Source organism: Pseudomonas sp. KBN12P06040 (genome assembly GCF_037574965.1).
GTDB classification, from domain to species: Bacteria; Pseudomonadota; Gammaproteobacteria; order Pseudomonadales; family Pseudomonadaceae; genus Pseudomonas; species Pseudomonas aeruginosa.
Genome location: NZ_JBBELS010000002.1, coordinates 348495 through 374654, shown reverse-complemented (window position 1 = coordinate 374654; position 26160 = coordinate 348495). Strand labels below are relative to the sequence as shown.

Below are 26160 nucleotides of genomic sequence, written 5' to 3'. Positions count from 1 at the left end.
GTTCAATGAACGCCTACACGGTGTCCCGGCTGGCTCTTGATGCCGGGGTGAGCGTGCATATCGTGCGCGACTACCTGCTGCGCGGATTGCTGCGCCCGGTGGCGTGCACACCAGGCGGCTACGGCTTGTTCGATGACGCCGCCTTGCAACGGCTGTGCTTCGTGCGGGCGGCCTTCGAGGCGGGCATCGGCCTCGACGCGCTGGCGCGGCTGTGCCGGGCGCTGGATGCGGCGGACGGCGACGAAGCGGCCGCGCAGCTTGCCCTGCTGCGTCAGTTCGTCGAGCGTCGGCGCGAAGCGTTGGCCGATCTGGAAGTGCAGTTGGCCACCCTGCCGACCGAGCCGGCACAGCACGCGGAGAGTCTGCCATGAACAACCCCGAGCGCTTGCCGTCCGAGACGCACAAACCGATCACCGGCTACCTGTGGGGCGGACTGGCTGTGCTGACTTGCCCCTGCCACCTGCCCATCCTCGCTGTCGTGCTGGCCGGCACAACCGCCGGTGCTTTCCTCGGCGAGCATTGGGTCATCGCGGCGCTCGGTTTGACCGGCCTGTTCCTTCTGTCCCTGTCGCGGGCGTTGCGGGCATTCAGGGAAAGAGAATGAGCGCTTTCCGGCCGGATGGATGGACGACGCCGGAACTGGCCCAAGCGGTCGAGCGCGGGCAGCTTGAACTGCACTACCAGCCCGTCGTCGATCTGCGCAGTGGTGGGATTGTCGGCGCGGAAGCCCTGTTGCGCTGGCGTCATCCGACGCTTGGACTATTGCCACCGGGCCAGTTCCTGCCCGTGGTCGAATCGTCCGGCCTGATGCCTGAAATCGGCGCTTGGGTGCTGGGCGAAGCCTGCCGCCAGATGCGTGACTGGCGAATGCTGGCATGGCGACCGTTCCGGCTGGCCGTCAATGTTTCGGCGAGCCAAGTGGGACCGGACTTCGACGGGTGGGTAAAGGGCGTGCTGGCTGATGCCGAGTTGCCCGCCGAGTATCTCGAAATCGAGCTGACCGAATCGGTCGCGTTTGGTGATCCGGCGATCTTCCCCGCCCTGGACGCCTTGCGGCAGATCGGTGTGCGCTTCGCCGCCGATGACTTCGGGACGGGGTATTCCTGTCTGCAACATCTGAAGTGCTGCCCAATCAGCACGCTCAAGATCGACCAATCGTTTGTCGCCGGGCTCGCCAACGACCGCCGCGACCAAACCATCGTGCACACCGTGATTCAGCTTGCGCACGGGCTGGGCATGGATGTGGTGGCTGAAGGCGTGGAAACATCGGCGAGTCTTGATCTATTGCGACAAGCGGACTGCGACACAGGACAAGGCTTCCTGTTCGCGAAGCCAATGCCGGCGGCGGCATTCGCCGTCTTCGTCAGTCAATGGAGGGGTGCCACCATGAATGCAAGTGACTCGACCACCACCAGTTGCTGCGTGTGCTGCAAGGAAATCCCGCTCGATGCCGCCTTCACCCCGGAAGGCGCGGAATACGTCGAGCACTTCTGCGGGTTGGAGTGTTATCAACGCTTCGAAGCGCGTGCCAAGACAGGGAACGAAACCGATGCCGATCCGAACGCCTGCGACTCGCTACCGTCAGATTGAGGCATGCCCTAACTGGGCGTCAGGCCGGAACCTTGGGCAGTGTCAGAATAGGGCCGATTCCAGCATTTTCTGACGACTCGCCTGCAACCTCTAGGGCCTCAACCTGACAGGCCGCACGCTTAGCGTACGATTTTGTCCGTTTTCTCTATCGTCCCCTCCATGCCCGACGGACGGTCGCCGGCCCGCCCTGGTCGAAGGCCGCCCCACTCGGCCCGGCGAGGCCCGGCCAAGGTTGGACAGTTGCAGCGGCCAAAATCGCCCCCTGCGGCCTCCTGGGCGCGTTTCTGGTGCCAAGGTAGGCTTGCCCCCTGACTGACAGCTTCCGCGTTGTGTGGGCGATTCTGGAGGCTCTGACGCTGCTCCGGTTGCAGCGCTCCCGCCCCCTCTTTGGCGTTCAACCTGTCGTTTTCAGAAGACGGCTGCACTGAACGTCAGAAGCCGACTGCACTATAGCAGCGGAGGGGTTGGATCCATCAGGCAACGACGGGCTGCTGCCGGCCAATAGCCGACAATGACGACACTGGAAATCCCCGCCTGTGAGCGTCGGCTCAGGGCGGGACAGCGTCATCCAGCTACCTGCGCCACTGACTCAGCCTTGTCCAGCCGGCCGCGCCGCACGAACAGACTGACCAGCCGTTGACGGATCGCCACCTGGAGTTCCGCCAGTTGTTCCGGCGTGATGCGAATTTCACCCGCTCGACGAGCGCAACACCGGCGCCGCCTACGCCAAGAACCGGCGAATCGAACTCAAACTCACGAACCGCTGAGCGCCGCGTCACCGCGCTGCTGCGCCAGCCAGTCGCGCGGGGCGCAGCCCATGCGCACGCGGAAGGCGCGCGCCAGAGCGTTCGGGCTGCCGTAGCCGACGCGGTCGGCCACCACCGCCACCGGCCGCCCCTGCTTGAGCAGGGTGCAACTGACGTTCATCCGCCAGTCGGCCAGATAGTCGCCCGGCGTGACGCCCACCGCGTCCTTGAACGCGGCGGCGAAGCGCGCGCGTGACATGCCCGCCTTCGCCGCCAGCGCCTCGAGCGACCACGCGGTCTGCGGCGCATCGTGCATGGCGGTTATGGCGCGCGCGAGTTTCGGGTCGGCCAGGCCCGCCAGCAGTCCGGTGGCGCCAAGCCGCCCATCCATCAGATAACGCAGCAACTGGATCAGTAGCAACTCGCACAAGCGGTCGATGGCGGCCTGCCGACCGCACTGGTCGCGCTCGGCTTCGGCAAACAGCAACTCTAGCGTCGGCCCGAGGCCGGGCAAGTCCGCCAACGGAATCAGCAGCATCGACGGCAAGGCCATGGCCAACGGATTGCCCGTCGAAGCGCCCAGGTCGACCTCCGCACACAACCGCTCAGCGGTATCGCCGGGGGCGGCGACAAAACGATGCGACGCCACGCGCGGATAAAACAGCAGGCTCGGCTCGGTAACCAGCAGATCTTCATGCACGGGCGAACGCACCGTAATCGGGCCGCGCCGCACCAGATGGATATAGCCATGCGGCGCCGCGTAATGATGCTGCCCACAGAAGGCGCCGCTGTGAAAAACGCGCGCCGAAAGCGAGTAGTGCCGGAGCAAGCCGGCCAGTCGATCCGCCATTCCACTCTCCATATAAGACGATAGGTTACGTATTTGATACTTTACGTGCCATATCGTACCAAACAAAGGGCGATCATGCCCACGTGCTCTTGCACCTCACCCACTACGGAGATAGACATGACCCAAATCGCCCCCCTGACCATCGACACCGCTGACGCCGCTACCGCTGCCACACTCAAGGCCGTCAAAGCCAAGCTTGGCATGGTGCCGAACCTGTTCGCCACGCTGGCCCACGCGCCGGCGGCGCTCAATGGCTACCTCGGCTTGTCCGAAACGCTGGGCACCGGCCGCCTGAATGCCTCCCAGCGCGAGATCGTTGCGCTCGCTGCCGGTCAAGCCAATCGCTGCCAGTATTGCCTGAGCGCACACACCCTGATCGGCAAAGGTGCCGGACTGTCGGCAGAGGCCATCGCCGCGGCCCGCACCGGCCAGGCGGCCAACGCACTTGACGATGCAATCGCCGGCTTTGCCCGCGCGCTGGTCGAGCAACGCGGCGTGGTGTCGGCCGACGCCATGGCCAACTACCGCCGCGCGGGGCTCGACGACGGCCTGATACTGGAAGTGATCGCCAACGTCGCGCTGAACACGCTCACCAACTACACCAACCACATCGCCGACACCACGGTGGATTTCCCCGTGGTCGCCGTCTGATCTCCATAGGCATATAAGGAGAACACGATGAAAATCGCACTCACCGGCGCTCTGCTCGCCAGCGCCCTCGTCCTGCCACTGGCCGTCACGGCCGGCGACTTTTCGCCCTATGTGGACAGCCAGGGCGGCATCAGCCGCCCCACAGACTTCCGCACAAACTTCGTCCACCTGGGCTCATATGCGGTGTTGGACGAAAAATCCGCCTCTCGCGGCTTGCACGATGTGTACACCGAAAAGGCCTCGGCCGAGCACTACCGCAAGACCGGCAAGTTCTTGGACGGCGCCACGCTGGTGAAAGAGATCCGCAAGCTCGAAACCAGCGCCATGACCACTGGCAACCCTGTGGTCTGGGGTTCCGATGCGGCCGTGTGGTTCGTGATGGTCTAGGACGCCAAAGGCCGTTTCGCCAGCAACCCCTTGTGGGGCGACGGCTGGGGCTGGGCGCTGTTCAAGGCCGACGCCCCCGCCAAGAATGTCGCCGTCAGCTACGAAGCCGACTGCATGGGCTGCCATGTGCCGGCGGCCAAGACCGACCGCGTATTCATCCAGGGCTATCCGACACTGACCCAGCACTGACTTGCTGCCGGGTTACGCTTCGCGCAGGATGGCACCTCCGTCCTGCGCGAGCCACCCTTTCCGGAAGCGCGCCATGCCGACACTCGACGCCTTTCTGACCGACGTCCGCGCCTGCACGCGCTGCGCACCGCATCTGCCACACGGCGTGCAGCCGGTCTTCCAGTTTCACCCGAGTGCGCCCATCCTCATCGCCGGCCAAGCACCGGGGGCCCGGGTCCATGCCTCAGGCGTGCCCTTCGACGACGCCAGCGGCGCGCGTCTGCGCGCCTGGCTGGGCGTGGACCGCGACACCTTCTACGACCCTACCCGCATCGCCATTCTGCCCATGGGCTTCTGTTATCCGGGCACCGGCAAAAGCGGTGACCTGCCGCTACGCCCGGAGTGCGCCCCCCGCCTGGCGCGAAGCCTTCATGCAGCGTTTCGAGCGCCTGTCGCTGGTCATCGTGCTGGGCAGCTACGCCATGGACTACCACCTCGGTACTGGCAAGACGCCGCTCACCCGGGTGGTCGAAGCCTGGCGCGAGCACTGGCCGCAAGCGTTCCCCCTGCCTCACCCTAGCCCGCGCAACAATCGCTGGCTGGTGCGCAACCCCTGGTTCCAACAAGACGTGCTGCCCGCGCTGCAAGCACGCGTCCAGGCAGTCCTCACCGCCAACCCCAAGGAAACCCCATGACCGACGACACCGCCGCCATTACCGAGCTGCTGCACAAGTACTACGACACCCTGGCCTGGGCGAACGGAGACAGGCACCGGCTTTGGAGCGATGAACGACGGCTTCAGGTGCGGTAGCTGACGCCTGGGACCTCAATCACCGTATGACCGGGTCGAAAGCGGTCCTTTCTCTGACAACATCGCCCTAGCCCGCACTCAACCCCCACAACACATCCAGCACATGTTGCGTAGGCCGCTCGACGTCCCCACCACGGTGGGCAATACCAAGTTGACGCCACAATAAGGGCTGTAATGGCCGCATGACGATCCTGGTATCGGGCAATGGCGTGGAGGCTTCATGCGGCAACAACGTCGCACCATAACCGGCCGCCACTAGGCTTTTGATCGCATCGTTGTAGTTCAGTTGAATACGCGGCGTGGGCTGCCGTCCATCACTGGCGAACCACTCCGAGGTCAAGCGCGAAAGCCGAGTAGTTTTGTCATTCAGAATTAATGGCTGGGCGGCCAGCCAACCGGGGGTCACAACATCCGGGCATTCCCAGCGAGCCGGCAAGAAGGCCATGACCGGGTCCCGCCGCCATGGCTCGATCCGCAATTCCTTCACCGGGGTCTGTGGCAGCGCGACCAGACCGATCTCCAAAGAGCCCTCGGCAAGCTTCTTCAAAGTTTCCTGCGACGTGAGCACCGCGACCTGCACATCGATAGCGGGGTGGCGTTGGCCCAACGTCTCCAAAGCTTGCGGCATCAACTGTGCGATGGCCCCTGTGGAGGCACCCAGCCGCACACGCCCGGCCAAGCCCTGCACCTGACGCTCCACGTCCTCAAGCGCCTGCTCCGCATCCGCCAACAGGCGCCGCGCGCGCTCCACCAGCGTTTCTCCAATCGCCGAAGGCTGAATGCGCCCACGTGTGCGCGACAACAGCTTTCCGCCAACCCGCGACTCCAGGTCGGCAATATGCAAACTGACCGTGGGTGGCGCGAGGTGCAGCACACGGGCCGCCTCGGCAAACGAACCCAGGTCGGCAATGGCCACCAACGTGCGCAGACGGTCCAGGCTGATTTCGCGCATGAGTCACTCCTTGTTCAGAAAAGCTGAATTTCATCGTTTAGAAATTCAACTTTTCCTATCTTAGCCCCTCACTGAAGATTGGAACTCCTGATTTCCTATGTCCGAGAGCATTCCATGGCAAGTCCTCTTATATTCATCGACGGCGACCAAGGCACCACCGGGTTGCAAATCCATCAACGTCTACGCGACCGGACCGATCTGCGGCTTATCACGCTCAGCCCCGAACATCGCAAGGATCCGCAACGTCGCGCCGAAATCATCAACGCCTGCGACATCGCGATTCTCTGCTTGCCCGACCAAGCCGCACGCGACGCTGTAGCGAGCATCGAAAACCCCGCCGTTCGGGTGATCGATGCGAGTTCGGCGCACCGCACCCATCTAGACTGGACCTATGGTTTCGCGGAGATGAACTCGCAGCAGGCCCAACGCATCGCCACGGCACGGCGGGTCAGCAATCCCGGTTGCTATCCCACGGGGGCGATAGGGCTGCTGCGCCCATTGCTGGAGGCCGGGTTGCTGCCCAGGGTGTTGGCGCTGATGGAAAATTGACCCACCCTGCCGATTGAAATTTGACCCAGGGCGGATTGCTGATTTTGTTACCAGCAACTGTGGATAAGTCTACCAGCGCAGCTGCTGTTGCCCCCACTCCTTCGCTAGCCCAGTTCAGTTGTTTAAGACCTGCCACACGCAGCCATGTAGCAGGCCGTCGTCGCCATGAAATCAGAACGGCTCATCGTCCTCCGGTTCCTGGCCGCCCTTACGCTTTCGCTCCCGTGATTTGATCTTGGCCTGGGCCGCCAAGCTACTGTGTTGCAGGCGATAGGACTCGTTACCGGTTTCGACGATGTGGCAGTGGTGGGTCAGCCGATCCAGCAGGGCGGTGGTCATCTTGGCGTCGCCGAACACGCTCGACCATTCGGCGAAGCTCAGGTTGGTGGTGATCACCACGCTGGTGTGTTCGTACAGCTTGGATAGCAGGTGAAACAGCAACGCACCGCCGGCCTGGCTGAAGGGCAGATAACCCAGTTCGTCGAGGATGACCAGATCCATGCGCAGCAGAGCTTGGGCGATCCGCCCGGCTTTGCCGTCGTGCTTTTCGCGCTCCAGCAGATTGACCAGATCGACCGTGGAGTAGAAGCGCACGCGCTTGCCGTGCCGGGTGATGCCGGACACGGCCAGCGCAGTGGCCAGGTGGGTTTTACCGGTGCCAGGCCCACCGATCAGCACCACGTTCTGCGCGGTGTCGGTAAAGGCCAGACTGGCCAGTTCGCTGATCAAACGAGCGTCTGCGCTGGAGGCGCTGAAGTCGAAGCCGGCCAGGTCGCGGTGCATCGGCAGCTTGGCCATGTTCATCTGGTGGCTCACCGAGCGCATGGCGCGATCTGTGTGCTCTTGTTCCAGCAGGTGTTCGAGCAGCCACTTGGACGAGGCTGTGTTCGACTCACCCTGCGCAGTCAACTCCGCCCAGGCCGTGGCCATGCCGTGCAGGCGCAGCTCCTTGAGTTCCGCCATCAAATCACGCATGACCGATCTCCTCGGTCTGGCCACGCAGGCGGTCGTAGCGCGCCGTGTTAGCGACGGGGGCTTCCTTGAGCGACAAGTGGGTTTCGACGCTGGGTGGTGGTTCGGTCGCGGCCAGGCGCGCCACGACATTGAGGATGTGTTCGGCGCTCAGGCTGCCGCTTTCCAGTACCAGCTCAACAGCCACCAGCACCGCATCGAGCCCGGCGACCGGTACGGCAGCCAGAACTTGCGCCATGATCCGGTCACCGCCGGCATGACGCCCCAGACCGTGCTTAAGCTGACGCAGCGGCGCCGGCAGATCAGCAAAGGGCGCGCCGTTGCGCAGCGCACCGGGCTTGCGTTCGATCAGCGGGAGGTAGTGCTGCCAGTCATAGCTGACCTGGTCGCGATCCAGCAAGCGGACATGGCTGGCGATCAGCGCGTCGTCAGCCACCACCTCGATTCGCGTCGGATACAAACGGCTGCTGACCCACTTACCCGCGTACTCACACGGCACCGAGTAGCGGTTGCGCCCGACGCTGACCAGGCAGGTGCTGGAGACCCGCGCAGGCCGCTCGACGTAACCGTCGAATGGCGCTGGCACAGGCATCAGTTCAGCGCGCTCCAACTCCAGCACTTCGGCCACACTCAGCCCGCTGTATTGAGGGTGCGTCAGCTCGTTCCAAAGCGCGCGGCAGCGCTGGCCCAGCCAGGCATTGAGTTCCTCGAAGGAGTGAAACTGGCAGTCCTGGGCGTCTAGCCAGATACGCCTGCGGCTGTCTTGCACGTTCTTTTCAACGATGCCCTTTTCCCAACCAGCGGCGACGTTGCAGAAGTCCGGATCGAACAGGTAATGCGCGCACATCACCGCAAAGCGCGCATTCACCGCCCGGCCTTTGCCCTTATTGACCTTGTCGACGGCGGTCTTCATGTTGTCGTAGATGCCCCGGCGCGGCACGCCGCCCAAGGAGCCGAACGAGCGTGTATGGGCGTCAAATAACATCTCATGGCCCTGGCTCGGATACGCCACAAGCCAGAACGCACGGCTGGCACACAGCTTCAGATGTGCCACCTGCATACGCCGGTAAATGCCGCCGACCAGCAAGCCTTCCTCGCTCCAGTCAAACTGAAACGCCTCGCCAAGAGCAAAGGTCAGCGGCACAAAGGCCTGCGACGCCTTGCCCTGTCCCCCTCGCCAGGCACGGATAAACGCGGTGAGCTGGCTGTAGCCACCGTCATAACCTTCGGCTTTGATTTGCGCCAACAGCGCCTTGGCACTGCGCCGCTGTTGCTTGGGCCGCAGCGAATCGGCTTTTAGCGCCTGCTCCAGCGTGGCGTGAAAAGGGCTGAGTTTGTTGAAGATCGCGCGGCGTTGGTAGACCGGCGGCTTGGCCTCAGGTGCTCTGACCCACTTGCGAATCGTGTTGCGCGCCAACCCGGTGCGCTTGGCTATCTCATGCAGCGACAGCTTGTCGCGGAAATACATCCGGCGAATTTTGCCCATCATTTCCATACTGATCACCCTGTGTTCTCCTGCTCAAAAATTGAGCAGAAGCAGTTGAACACCTGGGTCAGTTTTCAGTCGGCAGAACAGCCTCTACTGGGTCAGTTTTCGGTCAGCGGCAACATATAAAGCCCATCCTGAAGCAGCTGCGCTGGTTATATAACCCTTTAAATACAATCAGTTGTAGCGCGCATGTCCTAATTTTCCTTTATCTCTGCATGTCCCGAGCAATGGTTCGAAAAGTCGGCTTGCGAAGCCTCAACGACTCCGTCGCCCCCATACCTACCCATACCTAAGAGAGAACCTGGCGTTCAATCTATTCGCCTCGCTGGCCGAGTGTAGTGCGCGAGCTGATCCGCGAGCTCCAGCCAGGCTTACGCAGCTCCGGCGCGGGGCCACGTCCTTGTGGATTGAGCAGGCGAGGAACTCACACTGGCACATCCTGACCTCTTCGCATCAGATGGGGTGAAAAGGCAGGGGCGACTGGTAGGTTCTGCACAATGATTCCACTGTGCAATTACTGGGTTAATATACAGCTCTGTGCACGACTGACCTACCAGGAGGACTTGATGACTGATCTTGCCCAGCAGCCGTGGACACGGGTTTAAGCACACATCCTGGCCTCGAAGGCCTCTGGGCTGATGTGCCCCAGCGTGCTGTGTCGCCGCTGGCGGTTGTAATCGGTTTCGACGTATTCAAACACGGTTTCACGCATCTGGGCGCGGCTCGTGAAGCGCTCGCCGTGGATGCACTCGACCTTCAGGCTGTGGAAGAAGCTCTCTGCACAGGCATTGTCGTAGCAGTTGCCTTTGGCGCTCATGCTGCATCGCAAGTGATGGGCGCGGATCAGCTCCTGGTAAGCCGCTGAGCAGTACTGGCTGCCGCGGTCGCTATGCACGATCACGTCATTAGGCTGCCTACGTCGCCACAGCGCCATGTGCAAGGCATCGCAAACCAAGTCGGCCGTCATGCGTTCGTTCATGGCCCAGCCGATCACCATCCGTGAATACAGATCGATGACCACTGCCAGATACAGCCAGCCTTCCTCCGTATACAGGTAGGTGATGTCACCCACCCATTTCTGATTTGGCGCAGATGCCTTGAAATCCTGCTTGAGCAAGTTCTCTGCCACTGGCAGGGAGTGCTGAGAATTGGTCGTGGCCTTGAACTTCTTGGCGGCCTTGGCACGCAGTCCTTGCCGTTGCATCGAGGCGGCTACCGTCTTGCGATTGCAGGGTAGGCCGGCTTCCCGCAGGTCGTGGCAAAGCCGTGGAGCCCCGCTGCGGCCCTTGCGTGCGCTGTATGCCTGAGCGACCTGCCGATCCAGTTCGGCTCTTCGCCGCTGGCGCATTGACGGCCTGCGAGAGCACCAAGCGTAGTAACCGCTGCGGGCAACGCCCAACACGCGACACATGGCCTGGATCGAGAAATGCGCGGTATGAGTCCTCATGAAGGCGTACTTCACTTGAGGCTCTTGGCAAAGTACGCGGCGGCCTTTTTTACGATGGCCAGCTCCTCGGCGTGCTCGGCCAACAGCCGCTTGAGTCGGGCATTCTCGTCGGCCAGCGACTGCTCGCGCTCGCTGCCGGACTGAGTCTGGTGCTTCTTGCTCCGCCAGCCGTAGAGCTGGGAAGCATGCAGGCCGAGCTGTTCGGCAGCCTTGCTGACGCCAATGCGCTCGGCCAAAGCCAGCGCTTCGTCCTTGTAGGCTTGGGAATGGCGGGTGCGGGTCTGTTTCATTGGGGTTGCTTGTCTTGCCATGATTCACCTCGTTGCAGTTTATCGCTTAACGGGGTGTCCACTGGGACTGGGCAAGATCAGACCCCTTCGAATGGCATTGTGGAAATTAGAACGCTCGCCGAGCTGTTGTCCCTTTACGAGATCGCCTCGGACAGCACCCTGGCGAAGGATCAGTACCGAAACCCGCTTCGGCCCTACCGGCTGATTCAGCCCGAGGCTAGCTGTCAGTACCAGAAGAACGGGAAGCGCTGTTCTCAAATGCATCAGCACGGCTTCGTCGTCGAGCGGCACGACGACTCGAAGGTGCTGATAGGGAATTGCTGCGCCCTGAACCACCTGGGCCTGGATGACGAGCAGGTCAGGGGGGAACTCAAGAAGCTGAGTGCCACCGAGCGGCAGAACATCCGTCGGCATAAGGTCGAAACAATGCTCAAACAGCGGGAGAGCCTCATAGGCCGGGTTCGGGCTGCGAGCATCAAGTTCAGGGATTTGCAGAATAAAGCCGGTCTGATTCTCTCCACCCTGCCCACTGAAGTGGGTGGTGTCCTGCTCAATCGTTGGAAGCGGAATGCTTTGGAGGTTTCCTGGGAGTACCTGCTCATCAAGAAGGGGAAAGACGAAAAGGGGAAGCCGTATGAGGAGCGGAGCTGGTATCCGCATTCCTTCGGCAAGCTCAAAGGCTTGGGTCTATGGCTGCAACTGGATCAGCAGTTGTATCAGGAAACCCTGTTGTCCCTACGCCGACAACTGGACGCGATTCCCACCAAAGCGCGATTGAGCCAAGTGGAGCTGGAGTTGGCGGAGGCCACTCTCAAGCAGGTGACTACCCTGGATATCATCGAGCGCGAGTTGCAGGATCAACTCGAGCTGTTGGGCGATTTCCGTAAGCCGGCGAACCTACAGCTGGCGATCCAAGTCGTCAGCAACCACAAGATCCGGGCTGAAACGGTGAAGGCTGTGCATCAACTGATGGGTGAGCCCTGCAGCACGGCCCCCGAGAAATATGTTGCCGAAATTGAACTGGCGCTTAAGCAGAAGTATTCGGCGGGCGGCATTCGCATCGCCTCCTGATTCCACCGGTGTTTCATCGCTACTCCCTGGTTGGTCTTTGTGTTCATTAGCAAACAGGCCAGGGTGAGCAGCAACTCAGATACCAAACTGCGTGGAAACCCATTCTCGGACGGCAGACCGCGCGATGCGAAATGGCAGCTAGTCGTGCTGGGAAGCACCCAATATCTGAGGAATTGGCGTAGCGAGGGAGGAGGCAAGATAGGCTTGATGTGATCGGAGCTGCTATGTGGGCTTCATGATAAAAAAACAGCAGCTTACAGACCAAATGAGTGAATTTTCCCCTTATCTCGGCATGGCCCCAACAGACCCTGATCGTCAAACAGGACGAGTTGACCCAGCTGAACCGCGACAATGCGCGCCTGCTCGCCGAGGCGCGCCAGTTGCAAAAAGAGCAGCATGCGCAGCAACAGTTACTGGCGCAGAAGGCTCAGTCCTTGGAGGACGCCCAGAGTGCGTTAATCGGCGCTGAGCGCGCGAATGAAGCCCTGGAACAGCGCTGCGGCACATTGCAGGAGGAGGTGTTCCGACTGAGCGAAACCTCAGCGATCCAGGCGCAGCAAGTGCAGAGCCTACAGGAGCGCTTGGCCGAAGCCATCACACACCTGAAGCTACTCGGGCATACGCCGCTCACTAACAGCGGTAATGAAATAGGTACATGACCCAGCGTTTCTAGCGCGAAGGCCGCCCCCGGCAGGGATCAAACTGGCAGTCCATATTCAATCGCACGAATAGCCTGCCGCACCGCGCGCGTACCAAATCCGGTTACCAGTAGCTCGACCGGCCTCTCATTGGACAGCACGACATTCGGTGCCGTTAGCCAGTGGAGCGCACCTCCTAGATCCCCATCGTACAGCTCCAATAGCGCATCGAGGATCTCGATAAGACGACAGAACACCTCACCAGCCTGTATAGACATCACGGCACTGCCGGGGGACGCAGTGATCCACTGCGCGATCTGCGCTGGCGATCGCTCCAACTCGCTTGCCAAATCGGAGATCAACGACACCGGCAGGCCCGCCAGTACGGCGACGTGCAGATAGTAGTGGCCTCTCGGCAAATCCAGTTTTTCGCGGAGCCTTTCCATAACTGCCTCCAGGATAATTGGCCATTTGATAATGTCATCTTGGCCCCGAGTTTGCGCATGATGGTCTCGAACCATCCGCACCGTAGCTTCGAGAGAGAGCGAATGAACACTATCTGAAGGCTACTCGGCAGTGCGAGAGGGCTTTGGCAGTGACGCTTTGATCGGTGTTATTATTGAAACCTGCCCAAGAGCTTCCTCTCCCGGGTGCGTGTACCGGTGATGAAACTTGGTTTGAGGCGGTCTCGTTGAGGCCGCCTTTGTCGCTTCTGGGAGAGCCCCCAGTACTAAGCAGCCGTTATGCGTCGAAGCGCAAAGCCTCGACCAAAGCTGTTCGCAGGCCCTCTAACTCGGCATTTCTCCAATCTTATGAACTCGCGCTGGGTACGGACGGCGGGAATTATCTGCAATTATCTCGGCATAGATAATTGATCAATATTTAGCCGCCACTACTGAGCAGCGCCTCTCAAAGTTAATCCTTTAGATACAGCAGGTTACAGAACGAATGTCCTAATTTTTGCCTTATCTCGGCATGCCCCCTAACCGATGCCCGAGCTGGCACCGGTGACCACAGCCAGGCGATTGTCGAATTCGTTGTGCTGCATGGTTTGTCCTTGCATTCAGTGGGTGAGCACTGTGCTGAACACAAACCATGCCAGTATATAAGTTGTTTAAAAACAGTAGGTTGTGATTTTTGTTGTCGTTATGACCTGGAGTTTTTGTGGTCGCGGTGACTCATCGGTGGTCGCGATGACCCGGCCAGGCGAGCGCATTGCCTCCAGGCTCGTTCCGCATAGAATGCGCAGTGGGGACAATCGGTAAAATGTTCTGCACGGACGGATAAAACCACTGTGCGCATTCGCGGCAGGATAACAGCCATGCCAGGCGCCTTTGTGGCGTTCACGCGTTGAGGGCATCGAGGCGGAGGCGCATGGCGCGCTTCCCGTAACCAGGGGGCATGTACAGTGATCAAGCTATCGAAACGCCACGGGCACCATCTTTTTGCGTTGTTGCAGTCGGCCATTACCTGTGCGATTGCCTCGGCAATTGCCAGCCGTCCGCTGTTTCCCGTGGAACGGTTCATGGGGCACTGGTCGAAGGCCTGGGTGTTGTCCTGGCTGATGATGATTCCGGTGGTGCTGTTGATCGCGCCCTGGCTTCGGCGCCTGGTCAATTACCTGACCGACAGCGACAACCTCTGAGCCCACCGCGCAGCGATGGCATCGGCGGGCCTGAGTGAAAACGCCTACAGGGTGAAAAACGATGACGGCACTCGCGAGCGTTTCCGTACGCCGGGGCAAGCCTTCTCGCCTGGGGAACAGGTACGCATCGACGGCATTCGCCTTGTTCACTAGCAGCCCTGGCCCGAACGGCGCCCCGGCCATCATCCATGGGCGCCGTTCGCGCGGACAGCTTCAATCGAGCAGCCAGTCGCTCATCTCGCCCAGGTCACGTACTTCACGGGTCGGGGTGGCGCCCAATTCATCGAACACGGCCCCCTGACGATTGACCCAGCACACCGGAAAGCCGAAGTGCCGGGCGCCGGTCGCATCCCAACTGTTGGACGAGACGAACAGCAGCCTGTCCCTGGGGATGGCCATGGTTTGTTCGGCCAGGCTGTAGACGCGGTTGTCCGGCTTGAACACCTTGACCGTTTCGACACTGATCAGGTGGTCGAATGCCCAGCCCATGTCCGAGTGGCTGACGACCTGCTCGATGGAGTGGTGCGAGCCGTTGGAGGCGATGGCCATGGGCAGGCCGCTTGCTTTCAGCCGCCGCAAGGCCGCGGTCGTGTCCGGGTGGGGAGCCAGGTGCAGGTAGGCCTGGCCGAGCTGCCGCAGAGTGGTTTCATCCGTGGCGAGCCCCAGGTGCTTGCAGGTGTAGCGCAGGGCTTCTTCGGTTCGTTGCTCGAAGCTGGCATAGCGGCCCATGAGGCTGCTCAGCCAGGTGTATTCGAGCTGCTTCTGTCGCCACAGGCGGGAGATGGCCTCACCCTGGCCCGGGTAGGCGCTTTCGCAGGCCTGGACGACGGAGTGCACGTCGTACAACGTGCCGTAGAGATCAAAAACGATGCCTTCAATGGGTTGCATGCCACACCTCTCTGGGGATCGTGTCCGGGGGTCAGCGTGCGCTGGGCACGCTGACCCGGTGAGGCTTACGCCGGGTAGTTGGAGGGGAACAGCGCGCGGCGCATCTGCTCGTCGAGGTCTTTCTTGAAGGCGTGGTCCTTGCCCACTTCACGGGCACGGGCCGCCGCCGGGCGCGCATCGATGGCCTGGAACCAGCGCTGGATGTTGGGGTAGGCGGCCAGCGGGTCGCTTTCGCCCTTGAGCACGCGCGAGGCACGGTCGATCCAGCCCCAGGCTGAGATGTCCGCCAGGGTGTAGCTGTCGCCCACGATGTAGTCGCGCCCGGCGAGGTGCTCATCCAGCACCTGGTAGTGCCGTTCGGCTTCGCGCCGGTAACGGTTGATTGCATAGGGGATGCTCTCCGGCGCGGCATACTGGAAGTGCACGGCCTGGCCGGAGAACGGCCCGATACCCGTGGCGATGAACATCAGCCACGACAGCAGTTCGGGTTTGTCGGTCGGCGCGCCCATGAGCTGCCCGGTCTTTTCGCCGAGGTAGAGCAGGATGGCGGTCGAATCGAACACCCGTGCCTCGCGGCCACCGGGGCCTTCGCTGTCGACGATGGCCGGGACCTTGCCATTGGGGTTGATGGCCCGGAACTGCGCGGTGTGCTGTTCGCCCTTGCCGGTATCGAGAGGAACCAGCTGGTAGGGCAGCCCGGTTTCTTCCAGAAACAGGGCGACCTTGGCCGGGTTGGGCGTGGGGTGGTAGTAGAAATGAATCATGCGGGTGGGGTCCTGTCTTGTGTTTTAGATCGTTCGATCTAGAATAGGGCCGTCTACAGAAAAAGGGCAACACCTGTGTTGGCCTGGCAATGGGAGTACGGATGGCTCGGCCAAGAGAGTTCGATGAGAGGGCGGTGCTCGATGCAGCCGTTCAATGTTTCTGGGCCCGTGGCTATGAGGCCACTTCGGTGCGTGACCTGGCCCAGGGCATGGGGCTGACCAGTGCCAGCCTGTACAACGCTTTTGGCGACAAGCGCTCGCTGTATCGCCGTGCGCTGGACCATTACGTCGAAGAGGGTTTTGCCGACCGGGTGCGGCGATTCGAAGGCGTCCTGCCGCCGCGCCAGGCCATCGAGGCGTTCTTCGACGAGATACTCGAACGCTCGCTCAACGACCCCCAGCACAAGGGTTGCATGCTGGTGAATTCCGCCCTTGAGGCCTCACCGGACGACCCCGACTTCCAGCGCGCCGTGGCTGCTGTCCTGATACAGATCGAGGCCTTTTTCCGGCGCTGCGTGCTGGCCGGCCAGCACAGCGGCGCCATTACCTGCGCGCAGCCGGCGGACGATCTGGCGCGCCTGCTGCTGGGCATTCTCCTGGGCGTTCGCGTCCTGGCCCGAACGCGGCCGGAGCGTGAACTGCTCGAAGGCATGGTACGGCCAGCGCTGACCCTGCTTGACAGTCACTTGAACCTTCACGGGGACCACCAACGATGATCGAGCTCTACTACTGGCCAACACCCAACGGCCACAAGATCACCCTGTTTCTGGAAGAGGCCGGCCTGGACTACCGCATCCACCCGGTGGATATCAGCGCGGGCGACCAGTTCAAGCCCGATTTCCTCGCGTTCTCGCCGAACAACCGCATGCCCGCCATCATCGACACTGCGCCGGCCGATGGCGGGGAAGCAGTGACGGTGTTCGAATCCGGCGCCATCCTGCTGTACCTGGCGGAAAAAACCGGGTTGTTCCTGCCCACCGACCTGCGTGGCCGCAAGACGGTGACGGAATGGCTGTTCTGGCAAATGGGCGGGCTTGGGCCGATGGCCGGGCAGAACCATCATTTCGGGATCTATGCACCGGAAAAGATCCCCTACGCGATCAACCGCTACGTCAACGAAACCAACCGCCTCTATGGCGTGCTGGATCGTCGCCTGGCGGACAGCACCTTCGTTGCCGGCGAGCAGTACAGCATTGCCGACATGGCGTGCTACCCCTGGATCGTGCCGTGGAAGAACCAGCAGCAGAACCTCGACGACTTCCCCCATGTGCGCCGCTGGTTCGAGGCCATCGCCCAGCGCCCGGCCACGGTCAGGGCCTACGCCAGGGGTGAGCCGTTCTCCAGCCGCCCGACGGTGACCGAGGCGGGCAAGAAGATCCTCTTCGGGCAGACGGCGGGCAATGTACCGGCCGGGCAATGAGCCCCTGAGCCTGCCGTACCTGCCGTAATAGCCTTGATGCATTCAGCCGTGGGCCTCGGTTCCTGCCCCTCTCTCATAAACGGTAGAGGGGCACGGAGCGCCCACGACCTGAAGCGCACAGCATTGCCTGCGCCAGTCGCATTCAGCGAATGCGCAGCAGCCTGTCCAGCGACCACGCCCCGGCGCCCCGGCCGATGATGACCAGCAGCAATCCGGCCCAGGACAGGTGCGTTGGCCAGGCATCGGGGTAGACGAATACCTGGATGACCGCAGTCATGCCCAGCAGCGCCAGGGCAGACAGGCGCGAGAACAGGCCGACGATCAGCAGCAGCGGAAACACATGCTCGGCATAGGTCGCCAGGTGGGCGGCCAGGTGCGGTGACAGCAGCGGCAGGGCGTATTCGCTACGAAACAGCTCATAGGTACCGGGGGTGATGGTCAACAGCCCCTCGACCTTGGTGCGCCCCGAGAGAAAGAAGATCGCCGCAACGCTGATGCGCGCCACCAGGCTGAGCGTCGAGTCGCTGATCAGGCGCTGAAGCAGGTCGCACACCTGGTCCCAGCGTTGACGCACTGTGGCGCGGCTGTTGTTGGACGACGGCTGGGTGATATCCATGGCTATTTCCTTCATGCAAGAACAAGGGGAGAGAACACGCGGGCACCCAGCAAGCGGCTGAGCAGGTCGGTAAAGTCCAGGTCGCCTTGCCGCTGCAAGGCCAGGGCCGAGGCCCGCTCCAGATCGTGTCCGGCAGCGCAGGCGTCCAGAAACACGCAGCCAGCGGGTTCGAGCGCGTGCCAGGTGACGCCATCGCAATGGCCCACCAGCAAAGCGCCTTCGCCCTGCCAGGGCAGGTTGTCAGGCAGGTCCACCCCTTCGCGGTTGCAGCGCCAGAGGCTGTAGATCGGTTGCTCGTCGAACCACCGCCAGCGTGCGCTGGCGCGCGGGCGCAGGTGACAGGTTGCCAGTGCCTCGGGCGACACGCCGGCCAGGCTGGCAAGTTCCAGCGCGGGCTCCTGCACGGCACAGAAGGCCTCTATCCACAGGTAGTCGAGTTGGGCCACCGGGCCCAGGTAGGGCAGCTCCCGGGCCGGCTCGAAGGCCGCGAGAAACGCGGGAAAGTCCGCCCCGTAGAAGATCAGGCGGGCATCGCTTGGTGCGCAGGCGTTGGCATGAACGACCGCCGCCGCGCGCAGCCAGTCACGGCCGACCAGGCGTTCGACGCTGGGGAAGTTGTCACACAGCGCCTCGACGCAGCCCTTGAGTACGGTATTGCGGTACACCTGAAAGCCGGGTTGCGCGGTGAGGGCGGACAGTTCCGGGGCGGCACGTACCTGCAAGGCCTCGATGAAGGCGTCCTGGAAGTGTTCGAGACGTCTGATCATTGCGTCGCTCCCAGTCGGTCGAGCATGGCCTGGGCGTGCGCGCGTTCGCCGAGCAATGCCGTGAACGCGGGTACGTTGTCATCGCGCTCGATCAGCGTCGGGCGCGGGCCGATGCGCTGGATCAAGCGCTGATACAGGGCCCAGACCGGGTCAGCGACCGGGGCGTCGTGGGAGTCGATGAGCAACGCACCGCCGGCGTCATGGCTGTGCCCCGCCAGATGAATCTCCGCGACGGCCTGGCCCGGGAAGCGATCGATGTAGGCGGCCGGATCAAAATCGATGTTGTGCGCGCTGACGTGCACGTTGTTGATGTCGAGCAGCAGGGCGCAACCAGTGCGCTGCGTCAGCTCGGTGAGAAAGTCGATTTCATCCCAGTCGTGGCCGTCCAGGTGCAGGTAATGGCTGGGATTTTCGATGGCAATGCTGCGCCCCAGGGCATCCTGGGTACGCTGTATGTTGTCTGCGATGCGTACCAGGGCCTCGTGGCTGCGCGGGAATGGCAACAGGTCCGGGTAATAGTGATTGCGCCAGGTGGACCAGGCGAGGTGTTCGGATACCAGCGCCGGTCGCACGTGGTCTGCCAGCCTGCGCAGGCGCTGGAGGTGCGTCGGGTCGGGGGCGGCGTCCGCCGCCAGGGACAGGGAGACCCCGTGCAGCGACAGCGGATGCCGTTCGCCCACCGCTTCCAGGTGGGCCAGGCGAGCACCGCCAACCATGTAGTTCTCTGGGTGGACCTCAAACCACAGCCCGGCTGCGCTGCAGTCCCGGGCGGCGTCGTAGTGCTCGGCCTTCAAACCAAGGCCGGCACCCAGTGGCATAGGAGCGTGCATGATCGGCGGCGCCTGCGCTCAGGACTTGATCGGCGTGAGCGAGCCCATGCCCTTGGGGGTCTTGATCGAGGTGCAGGTGCCTGCCGGGACGTTCTTCCAGGCATTGCCCTGGTAGTCGACCTTGGAGGTGCCGGCGCAGCTGGTGCCGGCACCGGCGGCGCAGTCGTTCTTGCCGGCCAGGGAGACGCCGTAGCATTTTTCCACGCTTGGCGTGGCCTGGTTGTCGGCCATGGCGGTGGATGCAATGGAGGCGAGGGCGAGTGCGGCGGTAGCGAGGGCGATGCTTTTCATGGCATATCTCCGTAATGGACTGGATGGCCGTCAGCTCGGTGTGACGGTCCGACAGGTAATTCGTCGTAGCAGTCGATACGGTTACAGCGCGGCAGAAAAATGTTGAGATTTCTTTCGGTGCACCTGCGCCGATTGAAACCTTTGGCGTTGCGGCCGATATGATGCAGTCTGGGCTCAATGAAAAATATCCACCTGCGGTGTAACTAAGGCGGCCAATGGAGCGAACTACAAGCTATGAGGTCATGGCCACGCGCGAAGAGCGCCTGCAGTCATTGCTTCTGGGTGGGTTGGCTGGCGACGAGGCCGCATACCGCGAATTCCTCACCGCGCTCAGTTCGCACCTGCGCGGTTTCCTTCGCCGACGCCTGGCGCAGCGCCCGGGAGAGGTCGAGGACCTGTTGCAAGAGGTACTGCTGGCCGTGCACAACGCAAGGCACACCTATCGCGCCGAACAGCCGCTGACCGTGTGGGTGCAGGCGATCGCCCGCTACAAGCTGGCCGATCACTTCCGTGCGTTCGCCCGCCGCGATGCGCTGTCCGATTCGCTGGACGAAGACATGTTCGAGGTGGAGGATAGCCGCCCGGCGGAGGCCCGGCGTGATCTGGGCAAGCTGTTACAGCACCTGCCCGAGCGTCAGCGTCTGCCCATCATTCATGTGAAACTGGAAGGCCGTTCGGTAGAGGAAACGGCTCAACTGACCGGTCTTTCCAGTTCTGCGGTCAAGGTAGGTATCCATCGCGGCCTGAAAGCGCTGGCGATGGTGATCTGATCTTGCCCAGCAGCCGTGGACACGGGTTTAAGCACACATCCTGGCCTCGAAGGCCTCTGGGCTGATGTGCCCCAGCGTGCTGTGTCGCCGCTGGCGGTTGTAATCGGTTTCGACGTATTCAAACACGGTTTCACGCATCTGGGCGCGGCTCGTGAAGCGCTCGCCGTGGATGCACTCGACCTTCAGGCTGTGGAAGAAGCTCTCTGCACAGGCATTGTCGTAGCAGTTGCCTTTGGCGCTCATGCTGCATCGCAAGTGATGGGCGCGGATCAGCTCCTGGTAAGCCGCTGAGCAGTACTGGCTGCCGCGGTCGCTATGCACGATCACGTCATTAGGCTGCCTACGTCGCCACAGCGCCATGTGCAAGGCATCGCAAACCAAGTCGGCCGTCATGCGTTCGTTCATGGCCCAGCCGATCACCATCCGTGAATACAGATCGATGACCACTGCCAGATACAGCCAGCCTTCCTCCGTATACAGGTAGGTGATGTCACCCACCCATTTCTGATTTGGCGCAGATGCCTTGAAATCCTGCTTGAGCAAGTTCTCTGCCACTGGCAGGGAGTGCTGAGAATTGGTCGTGGCCTTGAACTTCTTGGCGGCCTTGGCACGCAGTCCTTGCCGTTGCATCGAGGCGGCTACCGTCTTGCGATTGCAGGGTAGGCCGGCTTCCCGCAGGTCGTGGCAAAGCCGTGGAGCCCCGCTGCGGCCCTTGCGTGCGCTGTATGCCTGAGCGACCTGCCGATCCAGTTCGGCTCTTCGCCGCTGGCGCATTGACGGCCTGCGAGAGCACCAAGCGTAGTAACCGCTGCGGGCAACGCCCAACACGCGACACATGGCCTGGATCGAGAAATGCGCGGTATGAGTCCTCATGAAGGCGTACTTCACTTGAGGCTCTTGGCAAAGTACGCGGCGGCCTTTTTTACGATGGCCAGCTCCTCGGCGTGCTCGGCCAACAGCCGCTTGAGTCGGGCATTCTCGTCGGCCAGCGACTGCTCGCGCTCGCTGCCGGACTGAGTCTGGTGCTTCTTGCTCCGCCAGCCGTAGAGCTGGGAAGCATGCAGGCCGAGCTGTTCGGCAGCCTTGCTGACGCCAATGCGCTCGGCCAAAGCCAGCGCTTCGTCCTTGTAGGCTTGGGAATGGCGGGTGCGGGTCTGTTTCATTGGGGTTGCTTGTCTTGCCATGATTCACCTCGTTGCAGTTTATCGCTTAACGGGGTGTCCACTGGGACTGGGCAAGATCAATCGGGCAGATCGTTCCGCCGTCTCCCGCATCACATTGCTGCACCAGTTCGCCTAACAGTTGCTGCATGACGACCAAGTCGGCCATCTTCTGCTCGATCAACGCGAGCTTGCGTGCAGCCCGTGCTCGCGTTTCGGCACAGGCGCACGACTCATCCAGCGTCAGCAGTCCACCGACTTCCGAGAGCGTGAAACCCAGCGCCTGAGCCCGCTTGATGAAACGCAGTCGCTTCACCATGTCCACCGGATAGCGCCGATGGCCACCCAAGGGTTTGGCTGGTTCATCCAGCAGCCCGCGTCGCTGGTAGTAGCGGATCGTCTCGACGTTCACCCCGGCGGCGTCTGCCAGCTTGCCAATGGTCAGCTCTGTGGCCATCACTTTCTCCTTGATTCCGTACTTTGGTACGGAGTTTAGAATAGCACCTAGGCAATCAGGCTCAGGAGATGGGAATGGGGATGCAACTCACCGGGAAAGGCTCGCTGGTCGCGAGTTCGCTGACCGCCATCGGTGCGTCGGTGTGCTGTGTCGGGCCACTGGTGCTGTTGGCACTCGGTGTCGGCGGTACGTGGGTGGGCGCTCTGACCATGATGGAGCCACTACGCCCCCTCTTCATCGGGTTGACTCTACTGTTCCTGGGATTGGCATTCCGCAAGCTCTACCTGGTGCCACAGGTTTGTACGCCAGGTACACCCTGCGCCGATCCGCGCACGCTCGTGCGACAGCGACTCGTGTTCTGGATCGTCAGCGTGCTGCTGCTCGGCCTATTGGCCGTGCCGTGGCTCGCCCCGCTGTTCTACTGAAGGAGATTAACCATGCGCAAACTGCTGATCGCCGTGCTTTTCGCCTTGCCCTTCGTGGCGCTGGCGGCTCCCCCGAAAACCGTCACGCTCGACGTGCAGAAACCGACGTGCGGACTCTGTCCGATCACGGTCAAGAAGTCGCTGGAGAAGGTGTCCGGCGTGAGTGACGTCCAGGTCAATTTCGACCAGAAGACGGCGACCGTCACCTACGATCCCGATAAGGCCCAGCCCGAGGCACTGACTGAGGCGACCGCGAACGCGGGATACCCCTCCACAGTGCAGAAGTGAGGTCACGATGAGCGCCATTGTCCTTGAGTCCGTGCTGACTTGCCCGCGCTGCGGCTTCGCCAAGCCGGAAACCATGCCCACGGACGCCTGCCAGTTCTATTACGAGTGCAGCAACTGCAAGGCGCTGCTGCGCCCCAACCCAGGGGATTGCTGCGTTTTCTGTTCGTTCGGCTCGGTGAAGTGCCCGCCGATCCAGCAGCAGCTTGGGTGTTGCTCATAGCGTTTAGGGGGATCACAGGTCGTCGTCTGGATTACGCAGTGGCCGCAGCTCGCCGCGCGCAACTTCTTCCGGTACCGCAAAGGAATACCGCCCGAGCATGTTGATGTGCTCGTAGATCAGCGGCGATAGCCGGGCCAAATCCTCTTCCAGCACTGGATAGCCGTGCTGCTTGAGCCGTTCCACGGCCGCCGTCATGTAGAGGGTGTTCCACAGCACGATGATGTTCACCACCAGGCCCAGAGCACCGAGCTGGTCTTCCTGGCCTTCGCGGTAGCGCTGGCGGAGCTCGCCGCGTTTGCCGTGGAACACGGCGCGGGCCAGGCTGTGCCGGCCTTCGCCTCGGTTCAACTGGGTCAGGGTGGCGCGGCGCTTGGACTCGTCGTCGATATAGGTCAACGTGTGCAGAGTCTTTTCGATCCGCCCGAATTCGGCCAGCGCCTGGGCCAGCCGGGTGGGTCTATCTCCCGTTTGCAGCGTGCGCATGATGCCAGTCGCCGGCACCCGGCCGAGTTTGAGCGAGCCGGCCAGGCGCAGCAGGTCGTCCCAGTGCTCGGCGATCAGGTCGAGTTTGACCGACTGGCGGGCCAGCCCGTTGAGCTTGCCGTAGTCCGCGTCCGGGCGCGTGCGCCAGAAGCGGGTACCGCCGACATCGGCCAGCCGCGGACTGAAGTGGTAGCCAAGTAGGCGGAAGAGCCCGAACACCACATCGCTGTAGGCCCCGGTGTCGGTCATGATTTGCGTCGGCTGCAACTCGGTCTGCTGTTCCAGCACGACCGCCAGCAACACCAGGCTGTCGCGCAGCGTGCCGGGCACGGTGATGGCGTTGAGGCCGGAGAATTGGTCGGAAATCAGGTTGTACCAGGTGACACCCCGGCCGGTGCCGAAATACTTCGGATTGGGGCCGGCATGCACGGTGCGCACCGGTACGACGAAGCGCATGCCATCGGCGGAGGCGACCTCGCCGCCACCCCAGACTTGGGCCAGTTCCAGTTGGCTTTGCGCTCCGACCAGGATGGCGTTAGCCGCTGACAGGGTGTCGTCGCGGATATAATTCTGGCTGACCCAGGACAGCCGGTCACGGCGCAGCGCCGGGTTGTCGGTGCGGATCAAGGGCTCCAGGCCGGTGTTGCAGGCCCCGCCCAACAGCACCGCGCAGAGGCTGGTGACCAGGTTGTCGGCGCGTGCATTGCGTTCGGAGACATGGGTGAAGGCCTCGGAAAAGCCAGTGCGGGCGGCGATTTCCAAGAGGATTTCCGGCAGATCGACACGCGGCATCAGGTCAGACACGGCCGCCCGCAGTTGCAGCAACGAGCAGGGCTCGTCCAGCTTGTCCAGCGCCCCGAGCGACAGTTCGGTCTTGCCCTCGGTGTTCTCGCTCAGTTGAATCGCCGGGTTGTCGGGCAGGCGCGCGGCTACTGCCAGCCAGGTTGCATCCAGCTCGACGGACAAGGCGTCCAGGGTGGTTTTGGCGTCGATGGTCAGGCCCAGTGACCGGCAGATGATCGGTCGCGCCGCCAGCCATTCGGCACCGTCGAGCAGGCCAAGGCGCGGGTCGGCATAGCGCCAACTGGGCGAGACGAAGACATCGCGGCGGCGCAGGGCCGTGCGCAGCGCATCGAGCGTGCAGAACACATAGGCACCCATGTCGAGGGAGCCATCTTCGCGGGTGATGTGCTTCTGCCAAGCCTTGGCCACGATCTCCTGCGGCGCGTCATCCTCTGGCTTCCGGCGCGGCAGGTTCAGTTGCAGCCACTCCAGACTAGCCGCCACGCCCTTGCCGGCCGGGCTGAAGCCGAAGCGGATGTGCTTGAGCAGGTCGGGCAGGAAGCGGCGCACGCTGCGGTAGCGCGCTTCCAATGCAAGAAAATAGACGTCATCTACCGGGCGGATCAGCGCGTTGACCTCTTCCAGGGCCTTTTCCAGGGTGGTCCTCGGCAGGTCGTTGAACAGCCGGGCGCGCACGTTGTCATCGCTGATCGAGCTGTCCAGCACGACCTTGCACGCGGCGGCGAGCGTCGCGGCCGACCGATCCAGGTCTTTCAGGCTGCGCATGCGGGCTTTCTTGTCGGCCTTCTCCGCGTTGCTGAACAGGTCGCGCAGCAAGGCCTCCAGGACTTCCAGTGCGTCGTCGTGCGCAGTCGCCTCCAGGCAGAGTGCGAAGGCCACCAGTGTCGCCATCCGCCGCGACGCCGGCAGCCGATTAATCGCGGTGACCTTGGCCGTGTTGGCGAAGCGGGCCAGGGCGGCGATACGGCTGGGAGGGATGTGCGCCGCCGCCGGCAAGGTGATGCCGATGCCGCGCACGTCATCGAGCCGGCGCAGTGCCCGAATCAACGCGGGGCCACTGACCATGACCGGGCCGGAGCGCAATTGATCCAGCCGGGAGCTGCGGTTGCCTTCGGCCACCGTCAGCAAGTCTTGCAGTTGCAATCGCTGTTCCTCAGTCACGCTGCGGCCCAGCGTAAACCAGAGGCGTTCTTCGACCCGACTGCGCAACTGGGCGATAAAGCGCTCTAGTTGAGACACACCAGGCAGGAGGACTTTCTGTGTGAACAGCCACGAGGTGGCTCGCTCAAACAGCACTCCCGGCCGGTCGGTGCCCGTCCAGCAGAGGGCATACAGCCAGCGGCTCAAGCGAAAGCCGATGCCCGGATCGGTGAAATGACGATAGCCAAAGCGGTTCTGAATATCGGTGGCATGTATCCAGCGGCGATGATCGCTATAGCGCTGGAGGCAGTCGGGGTCTGGAATCGCCAGTTGTCGGCAAAGCACCTGCAGGACTTCCACCGGCACGGCGGCGGGCTTGTCCGGCAGAACGCCAACGAAGCGGACGGTGGTCAGCAGAACGGCATAACCCAGACGGTTATGGTTACCCCGCAGCACCTGGATGGCTTCACGGTCTTCATCGCTCAGGTGGAAGTAACGTTCCAGCTCTTCACGGCTGGGCGAATCAACATAGCGGCCAAAACCGTCGCGTTGCTCTTGAGTCAGAAAACCGACCGGCATTG

28 protein-coding genes and 4 pseudogenes are annotated in these 26160 nt (G+C 62.3%); 17 read left to right on the top strand and 15 right to left on the bottom strand.

Going from position 1 to position 26160, the window contains the following annotated elements; all coding sequences use genetic code 11:
* Window positions 1–5 precede the first annotated feature (5 nt).
* Genes merD through VQ067_RS32685 form a run of 3 tightly spaced genes read left to right on the top strand, consistent with a single transcriptional unit; the run spans window position 6 to window position 1590 of the window.
* The gene (gene merD, locus VQ067_RS32695; RefSeq protein ID WP_000995360.1) at window positions 6–371 is read left to right on the top strand and encodes a mercury resistance co-regulator MerD; all 366 of its coding nucleotides are present in this window, start codon (window positions 6–8) and stop codon (window positions 369–371) included.
* Entirely contained in the window at window positions 368–604 is a 237-nt protein-coding gene (merE, locus tag VQ067_RS32690) for a broad-spectrum mercury transporter MerE (RefSeq protein ID WP_003132004.1), read from the top strand. Before merD ends, merE begins: the two co-directional genes overlap by 4 nt.
* Window positions 601–1590 (top strand): DUF3330 domain-containing protein, encoded by a 990-nt coding sequence (locus tag VQ067_RS32685; protein WP_003132006.1) that lies wholly within the window; start codon window positions 601–603, stop codon window positions 1588–1590. Before merE ends, VQ067_RS32685 begins: the two co-directional genes overlap by 4 nt.
* Before the next feature lie 753 nt (window positions 1591–2343).
* Here the strand turns inward: VQ067_RS32685 and VQ067_RS32680 are convergent.
* On the bottom strand, window positions 2344–3186 hold the full coding sequence (locus VQ067_RS32680; protein WP_049275859.1) for a helix-turn-helix transcriptional regulator: 843 nt from the start codon (window positions 3184–3186) through the stop codon (window positions 2344–2346).
* A gap of 117 nt (window positions 3187–3303) precedes the next feature.
* Here VQ067_RS32680 and VQ067_RS32675 point away from each other — a divergent pair, with 117 nt between their 5' ends.
* The 4 genes and pseudogenes from VQ067_RS32675 to VQ067_RS32660 all read left to right on the top strand — a co-directional run bounded on the left by VQ067_RS32675 (window position 3304) and on the right by VQ067_RS32660 (window position 5087).
* Window positions 3304–3837, top strand: a complete 534-nt coding sequence (locus tag VQ067_RS32675; RefSeq protein ID WP_020309197.1) for a carboxymuconolactone decarboxylase family protein — start codon at window positions 3304–3306, stop codon at window positions 3835–3837.
* A gap of 27 nt (window positions 3838–3864) precedes the next feature.
* Window positions 3865–4413, top strand: a pseudogene (locus VQ067_RS32670) (cytochrome P460 family protein).
* A 28-nt stretch (window positions 4414–4441) separates the two neighbouring features.
* Window positions 4442–4762 (top strand): annotated as a pseudogene (locus VQ067_RS33565) (uracil-DNA glycosylase family protein); the annotation flags it as partial.
* Between the two features lie 61 nt (window positions 4763–4823).
* Window positions 4824–5087 (top strand): uracil-DNA glycosylase family protein, encoded by a 264-nt coding sequence (locus tag VQ067_RS32660; protein ID WP_003830781.1) that lies wholly within the window; start codon window positions 4824–4826, stop codon window positions 5085–5087.
* A gap of 183 nt (window positions 5088–5270) precedes the next feature.
* Here VQ067_RS32660 and VQ067_RS32655 read toward each other — a convergent pair whose 3' ends face one another.
* Window positions 5271–6155 carry a LysR family transcriptional regulator gene (locus tag VQ067_RS32655; protein ID WP_003465017.1) on the bottom strand — a complete coding sequence of 295 codons (885 nt, stop codon included), beginning with the start codon at window positions 6153–6155 and terminating at the stop codon, window positions 5271–5273.
* Between the two features lie 114 nt (window positions 6156–6269).
* Between VQ067_RS32655 and VQ067_RS32650 the strand changes: the two are divergent.
* Window positions 6270–6680 (top strand): annotated as a pseudogene (locus tag VQ067_RS32650) (N-acetyl-gamma-glutamyl-phosphate reductase); the annotation flags it as partial.
* 195 nt (window positions 6681–6875) lie between these two features.
* On the opposite strand, the gene istB reads toward VQ067_RS32650, so the two are convergent.
* The 3 genes from istB to VQ067_RS32635 form a co-directional block, all read right to left on the bottom strand.
* Window positions 6876–7679 (bottom strand): IS21-like element ISPst3 family helper ATPase IstB, encoded by an 804-nt coding sequence (gene istB / locus VQ067_RS32645; protein ID WP_010454871.1) that lies wholly within the window; start codon window positions 7677–7679, stop codon window positions 6876–6878.
* Window positions 7672–9171, bottom strand: coding sequence for an IS21-like element ISPst3 family transposase (istA, locus tag VQ067_RS32640; protein ID WP_024012635.1), 1500 nt, complete (start codon window positions 9169–9171; stop codon window positions 7672–7674). The genes istB and istA overlap by 8 nt, the downstream gene beginning before the upstream one ends.
* 595 nt (window positions 9172–9766) lie before the next feature.
* A protein-coding gene (locus VQ067_RS32635) for an IS3 family transposase (RefSeq protein ID WP_105446839.1) occupies window positions 9767–10923 on the bottom strand; the annotation gives its coding sequence in 2 pieces (ribosomal slippage) (window positions 9767–10665 and window positions 10665–10923; 1158 coding nt in all).
* A gap of 78 nt (window positions 10924–11001) precedes the next feature.
* Here VQ067_RS32635 and VQ067_RS32630 point away from each other — a divergent pair.
* Both VQ067_RS32630 and VQ067_RS32625 read left to right on the top strand, forming a co-directional pair.
* Window positions 11002–11973: a hypothetical protein gene (locus tag VQ067_RS32630; protein ID WP_340081022.1), complete on the top strand. Its 972-nt coding sequence runs from the start codon at window positions 11002–11004 to the stop codon at window positions 11971–11973.
* Window positions 11974–12272: 299 nt separating this feature from the next.
* Window positions 12273–12632: pseudogene (locus VQ067_RS32625) on the top strand (cointegrate resolution protein T); the annotation flags it as partial.
* Between the two features lie 38 nt (window positions 12633–12670).
* Here the strand turns inward: VQ067_RS32625 and VQ067_RS32620 are convergent.
* Window positions 12671–13057 carry an antitoxin Xre/MbcA/ParS toxin-binding domain-containing protein gene (locus VQ067_RS32620; protein ID WP_034000041.1) on the bottom strand — a complete coding sequence of 129 codons (387 nt, stop codon included), beginning with the start codon at window positions 13055–13057 and terminating at the stop codon, window positions 12671–12673.
* A 962-nt stretch (window positions 13058–14019) separates the two neighbouring features.
* Between VQ067_RS32620 and VQ067_RS32615 the strand changes: the two genes are divergently transcribed.
* Entirely contained in the window at window positions 14020–14256 is a 237-nt protein-coding gene (locus VQ067_RS32615) for a DUF2798 domain-containing protein (RefSeq protein ID WP_021703070.1), read from the top strand.
* A 213-nt stretch (window positions 14257–14469) separates the two neighbouring features.
* On the opposite strand, the gene VQ067_RS32610 is transcribed toward VQ067_RS32615, so the two are convergent.
* Together VQ067_RS32610 and VQ067_RS32605 are read right to left on the bottom strand one after the other, a co-directional pair.
* Window positions 14470–15144, bottom strand: coding sequence for a haloacid dehalogenase type II (locus VQ067_RS32610; RefSeq protein ID WP_021703071.1), 675 nt, complete (start codon window positions 15142–15144; stop codon window positions 14470–14472).
* 65 nt (window positions 15145–15209) lie between these two features.
* Complete coding sequence (locus tag VQ067_RS32605; RefSeq protein ID WP_021703072.1) at window positions 15210–15908, bottom strand: glutathione S-transferase family protein; 699 nt, start codon at window positions 15906–15908, stop codon at window positions 15210–15212.
* Between the two features lie 134 nt (window positions 15909–16042).
* On the opposite strand from VQ067_RS32605, the gene VQ067_RS32600 reads away from it, so the two are divergent.
* Window positions 16043–16624, top strand: coding sequence for a TetR/AcrR family transcriptional regulator (locus VQ067_RS32600; RefSeq protein ID WP_236081186.1), 582 nt, complete (start codon window positions 16043–16045; stop codon window positions 16622–16624).
* Window positions 16621–17328, top strand: coding sequence for a glutathione binding-like protein (locus tag VQ067_RS32595; RefSeq protein WP_021703074.1), 708 nt, complete (start codon window positions 16621–16623; stop codon window positions 17326–17328). Before VQ067_RS32600 ends, VQ067_RS32595 begins: the two co-directional genes overlap by 4 nt.
* 142 nt (window positions 17329–17470) lie before the next feature.
* Here VQ067_RS32595 and VQ067_RS32590 read toward each other — a convergent pair whose 3' ends face one another.
* From VQ067_RS32590 to VQ067_RS32575, 4 genes are read right to left on the bottom strand one after another with little or no spacing between them, the layout of a single operon-like run.
* Window positions 17471–17944 (bottom strand): DoxX family protein, encoded by a 474-nt coding sequence (locus tag VQ067_RS32590; RefSeq protein ID WP_021703075.1) that lies wholly within the window; start codon window positions 17942–17944, stop codon window positions 17471–17473.
* Between the two features lie 11 nt (window positions 17945–17955).
* A complete protein-coding gene (locus VQ067_RS32585; RefSeq protein WP_021703076.1) occupies window positions 17956–18711 on the bottom strand; it encodes an HvfC/BufC N-terminal domain-containing protein in 756 nt (251 codons plus the stop codon).
* Window positions 18708–19541, bottom strand: coding sequence for an MNIO family bufferin maturase (bufB, locus tag VQ067_RS32580; protein WP_021703077.1), 834 nt, complete (start codon window positions 19539–19541; stop codon window positions 18708–18710). Before bufB ends, VQ067_RS32585 begins: the two co-directional genes overlap by 4 nt.
* A gap of 18 nt (window positions 19542–19559) precedes the next feature.
* Entirely contained in the window at window positions 19560–19832 is a 273-nt protein-coding gene (locus VQ067_RS32575; RefSeq protein WP_021703082.1) for a BufA1 family periplasmic bufferin-type metallophore, read from the bottom strand.
* Window positions 19833–20047: 215 nt separating this feature from the next.
* Between VQ067_RS32575 and VQ067_RS32570 the strand changes: the two genes are divergently transcribed.
* Window positions 20048–20602, top strand: coding sequence for a sigma-70 family RNA polymerase sigma factor (locus tag VQ067_RS32570; protein ID WP_054890520.1), 555 nt, complete (start codon window positions 20048–20050; stop codon window positions 20600–20602).
* Window positions 20603–20629: 27 nt separating this feature from the next.
* On the opposite strand, the gene VQ067_RS32565 is transcribed toward VQ067_RS32570, so the two are convergent.
* Both VQ067_RS32565 and merR read right to left on the bottom strand, forming a co-directional pair.
* Window positions 20630–21786 (bottom strand): IS3 family transposase gene (locus VQ067_RS32565; RefSeq protein WP_105446839.1). Its coding sequence is split into 2 segments (ribosomal slippage): window positions 20630–21528 and window positions 21528–21786, totalling 1158 coding nucleotides; the frame shifts between segments, so codons are not numbered across the junction.
* A gap of 25 nt (window positions 21787–21811) precedes the next feature.
* Window positions 21812–22219, bottom strand: a complete 408-nt coding sequence (gene merR, locus VQ067_RS32560) for an Hg(II)-responsive transcriptional regulator (RefSeq protein WP_340081017.1) — start codon at window positions 22217–22219, stop codon at window positions 21812–21814.
* A gap of 74 nt (window positions 22220–22293) precedes the next feature.
* On the opposite strand from merR, the gene VQ067_RS32555 reads away from it, so the two are divergent.
* Genes VQ067_RS32555 through VQ067_RS32545 form a run of 3 tightly spaced genes read left to right on the top strand, consistent with a single transcriptional unit; the run spans window position 22294 to window position 23152 of the window.
* Window positions 22294–22644 carry a mercuric transporter MerT family protein gene (locus tag VQ067_RS32555; protein ID WP_003089115.1) on the top strand — a complete coding sequence of 117 codons (351 nt, stop codon included), beginning with the start codon at window positions 22294–22296 and terminating at the stop codon, window positions 22642–22644.
* A 12-nt stretch (window positions 22645–22656) separates the two neighbouring features.
* Window positions 22657–22932, top strand: coding sequence for a mercury resistance system periplasmic binding protein MerP (gene merP / locus VQ067_RS32550; RefSeq protein ID WP_045889478.1), 276 nt, complete (start codon window positions 22657–22659; stop codon window positions 22930–22932).
* 7 nt (window positions 22933–22939) lie between these two features.
* A complete protein-coding gene (locus tag VQ067_RS32545; protein ID WP_003089113.1) occupies window positions 22940–23152 on the top strand; it encodes a GDCCVxC domain-containing (seleno)protein in 213 nt (70 codons plus the stop codon).
* Window positions 23153–23164: 12 nt separating this feature from the next.
* On the opposite strand, the gene VQ067_RS32540 is transcribed toward VQ067_RS32545, so the two are convergent.
* On the bottom strand, window positions 23165–26158 hold the full coding sequence (locus tag VQ067_RS32540) for a Tn3 family transposase (protein WP_003299771.1): 2994 nt from the start codon (window positions 26156–26158) through the stop codon (window positions 23165–23167).
* Between the last annotated feature and the right edge of the window lie 2 nt (window positions 26159–26160).

Coding starts and splice junctions, on each gene's coding strand:
- VQ067_RS32570 (WP_054890520.1), top strand. CDS start 20,048: ATGGAGCGAACTACAAGCTATGAGGTCATGGCCACGCGCGAAGAGCGC.
- istB (WP_010454871.1), bottom strand. CDS start 7,679: ATGCGTGATTTGATGGCGGAACTCAAGGAGCTGCGCCTGCACGGCATG.
- VQ067_RS32595 (WP_021703074.1), top strand. CDS start 16,621: ATGATCGAGCTCTACTACTGGCCAACACCCAACGGCCACAAGATCACC.
- VQ067_RS32610 (WP_021703071.1), bottom strand. CDS start 15,144: ATGCAACCCATTGAAGGCATCGTTTTTGATCTCTACGGCACGTTGTAC.
- VQ067_RS32675 (WP_020309197.1), top strand. CDS start 3,304: ATGACCCAAATCGCCCCCCTGACCATCGACACCGCTGACGCCGCTACC.
- VQ067_RS32585 (WP_021703076.1), bottom strand. CDS start 18,711: ATGATCAGACGTCTCGAACACTTCCAGGACGCCTTCATCGAGGCCTTG.
- VQ067_RS32545 (WP_003089113.1), top strand. CDS start 22,940: ATGAGCGCCATTGTCCTTGAGTCCGTGCTGACTTGCCCGCGCTGCGGC.
- merR (WP_340081017.1), bottom strand. CDS start 22,219: ATGGCCACAGAGCTGACCATTGGCAAGCTGGCAGACGCCGCCGGGGTG.
- VQ067_RS32540 (WP_003299771.1), bottom strand. CDS start 26,158: ATGCCGGTCGGTTTTCTGACTCAAGAGCAACGCGACGGTTTTGGCCGC.
- VQ067_RS32620 (WP_034000041.1), bottom strand. CDS start 13,057: ATGGAAAGGCTCCGCGAAAAACTGGATTTGCCGAGAGGCCACTACTAT.
- VQ067_RS32685 (WP_003132006.1), top strand. CDS start 601: ATGAGCGCTTTCCGGCCGGATGGATGGACGACGCCGGAACTGGCCCAA.
- VQ067_RS32660 (WP_003830781.1), top strand. CDS start 4,824: ATGCAGCGTTTCGAGCGCCTGTCGCTGGTCATCGTGCTGGGCAGCTAC.
- VQ067_RS32575 (WP_021703082.1), bottom strand. CDS start 19,832: ATGAAAAGCATCGCCCTCGCTACCGCCGCACTCGCCCTCGCCTCCATT.
- merE (WP_003132004.1), top strand. CDS start 368: ATGAACAACCCCGAGCGCTTGCCGTCCGAGACGCACAAACCGATCACC.
- merD (WP_000995360.1), top strand. CDS start 6: ATGAACGCCTACACGGTGTCCCGGCTGGCTCTTGATGCCGGGGTGAGC.
- bufB (WP_021703077.1), bottom strand. CDS start 19,541: ATGCACGCTCCTATGCCACTGGGTGCCGGCCTTGGTTTGAAGGCCGAG.
- VQ067_RS32680 (WP_049275859.1), bottom strand. CDS start 3,186: ATGGCGGATCGACTGGCCGGCTTGCTCCGGCACTACTCGCTTTCGGCG.
- VQ067_RS32590 (WP_021703075.1), bottom strand. CDS start 17,944: ATGGATATCACCCAGCCGTCGTCCAACAACAGCCGCGCCACAGTGCGT.
- VQ067_RS32655 (WP_003465017.1), bottom strand. CDS start 6,155: ATGCGCGAAATCAGCCTGGACCGTCTGCGCACGTTGGTGGCCATTGCC.
- istA (WP_024012635.1), bottom strand. CDS start 9,171: ATGGAAATGATGGGCAAAATTCGCCGGATGTATTTCCGCGACAAGCTG.
- VQ067_RS32555 (WP_003089115.1), top strand. CDS start 22,294: ATGGGGATGCAACTCACCGGGAAAGGCTCGCTGGTCGCGAGTTCGCTG.
- VQ067_RS32605 (WP_021703072.1), bottom strand. CDS start 15,908: ATGATTCATTTCTACTACCACCCCACGCCCAACCCGGCCAAGGTCGCC.
- merP (WP_045889478.1), top strand. CDS start 22,657: ATGCGCAAACTGCTGATCGCCGTGCTTTTCGCCTTGCCCTTCGTGGCG.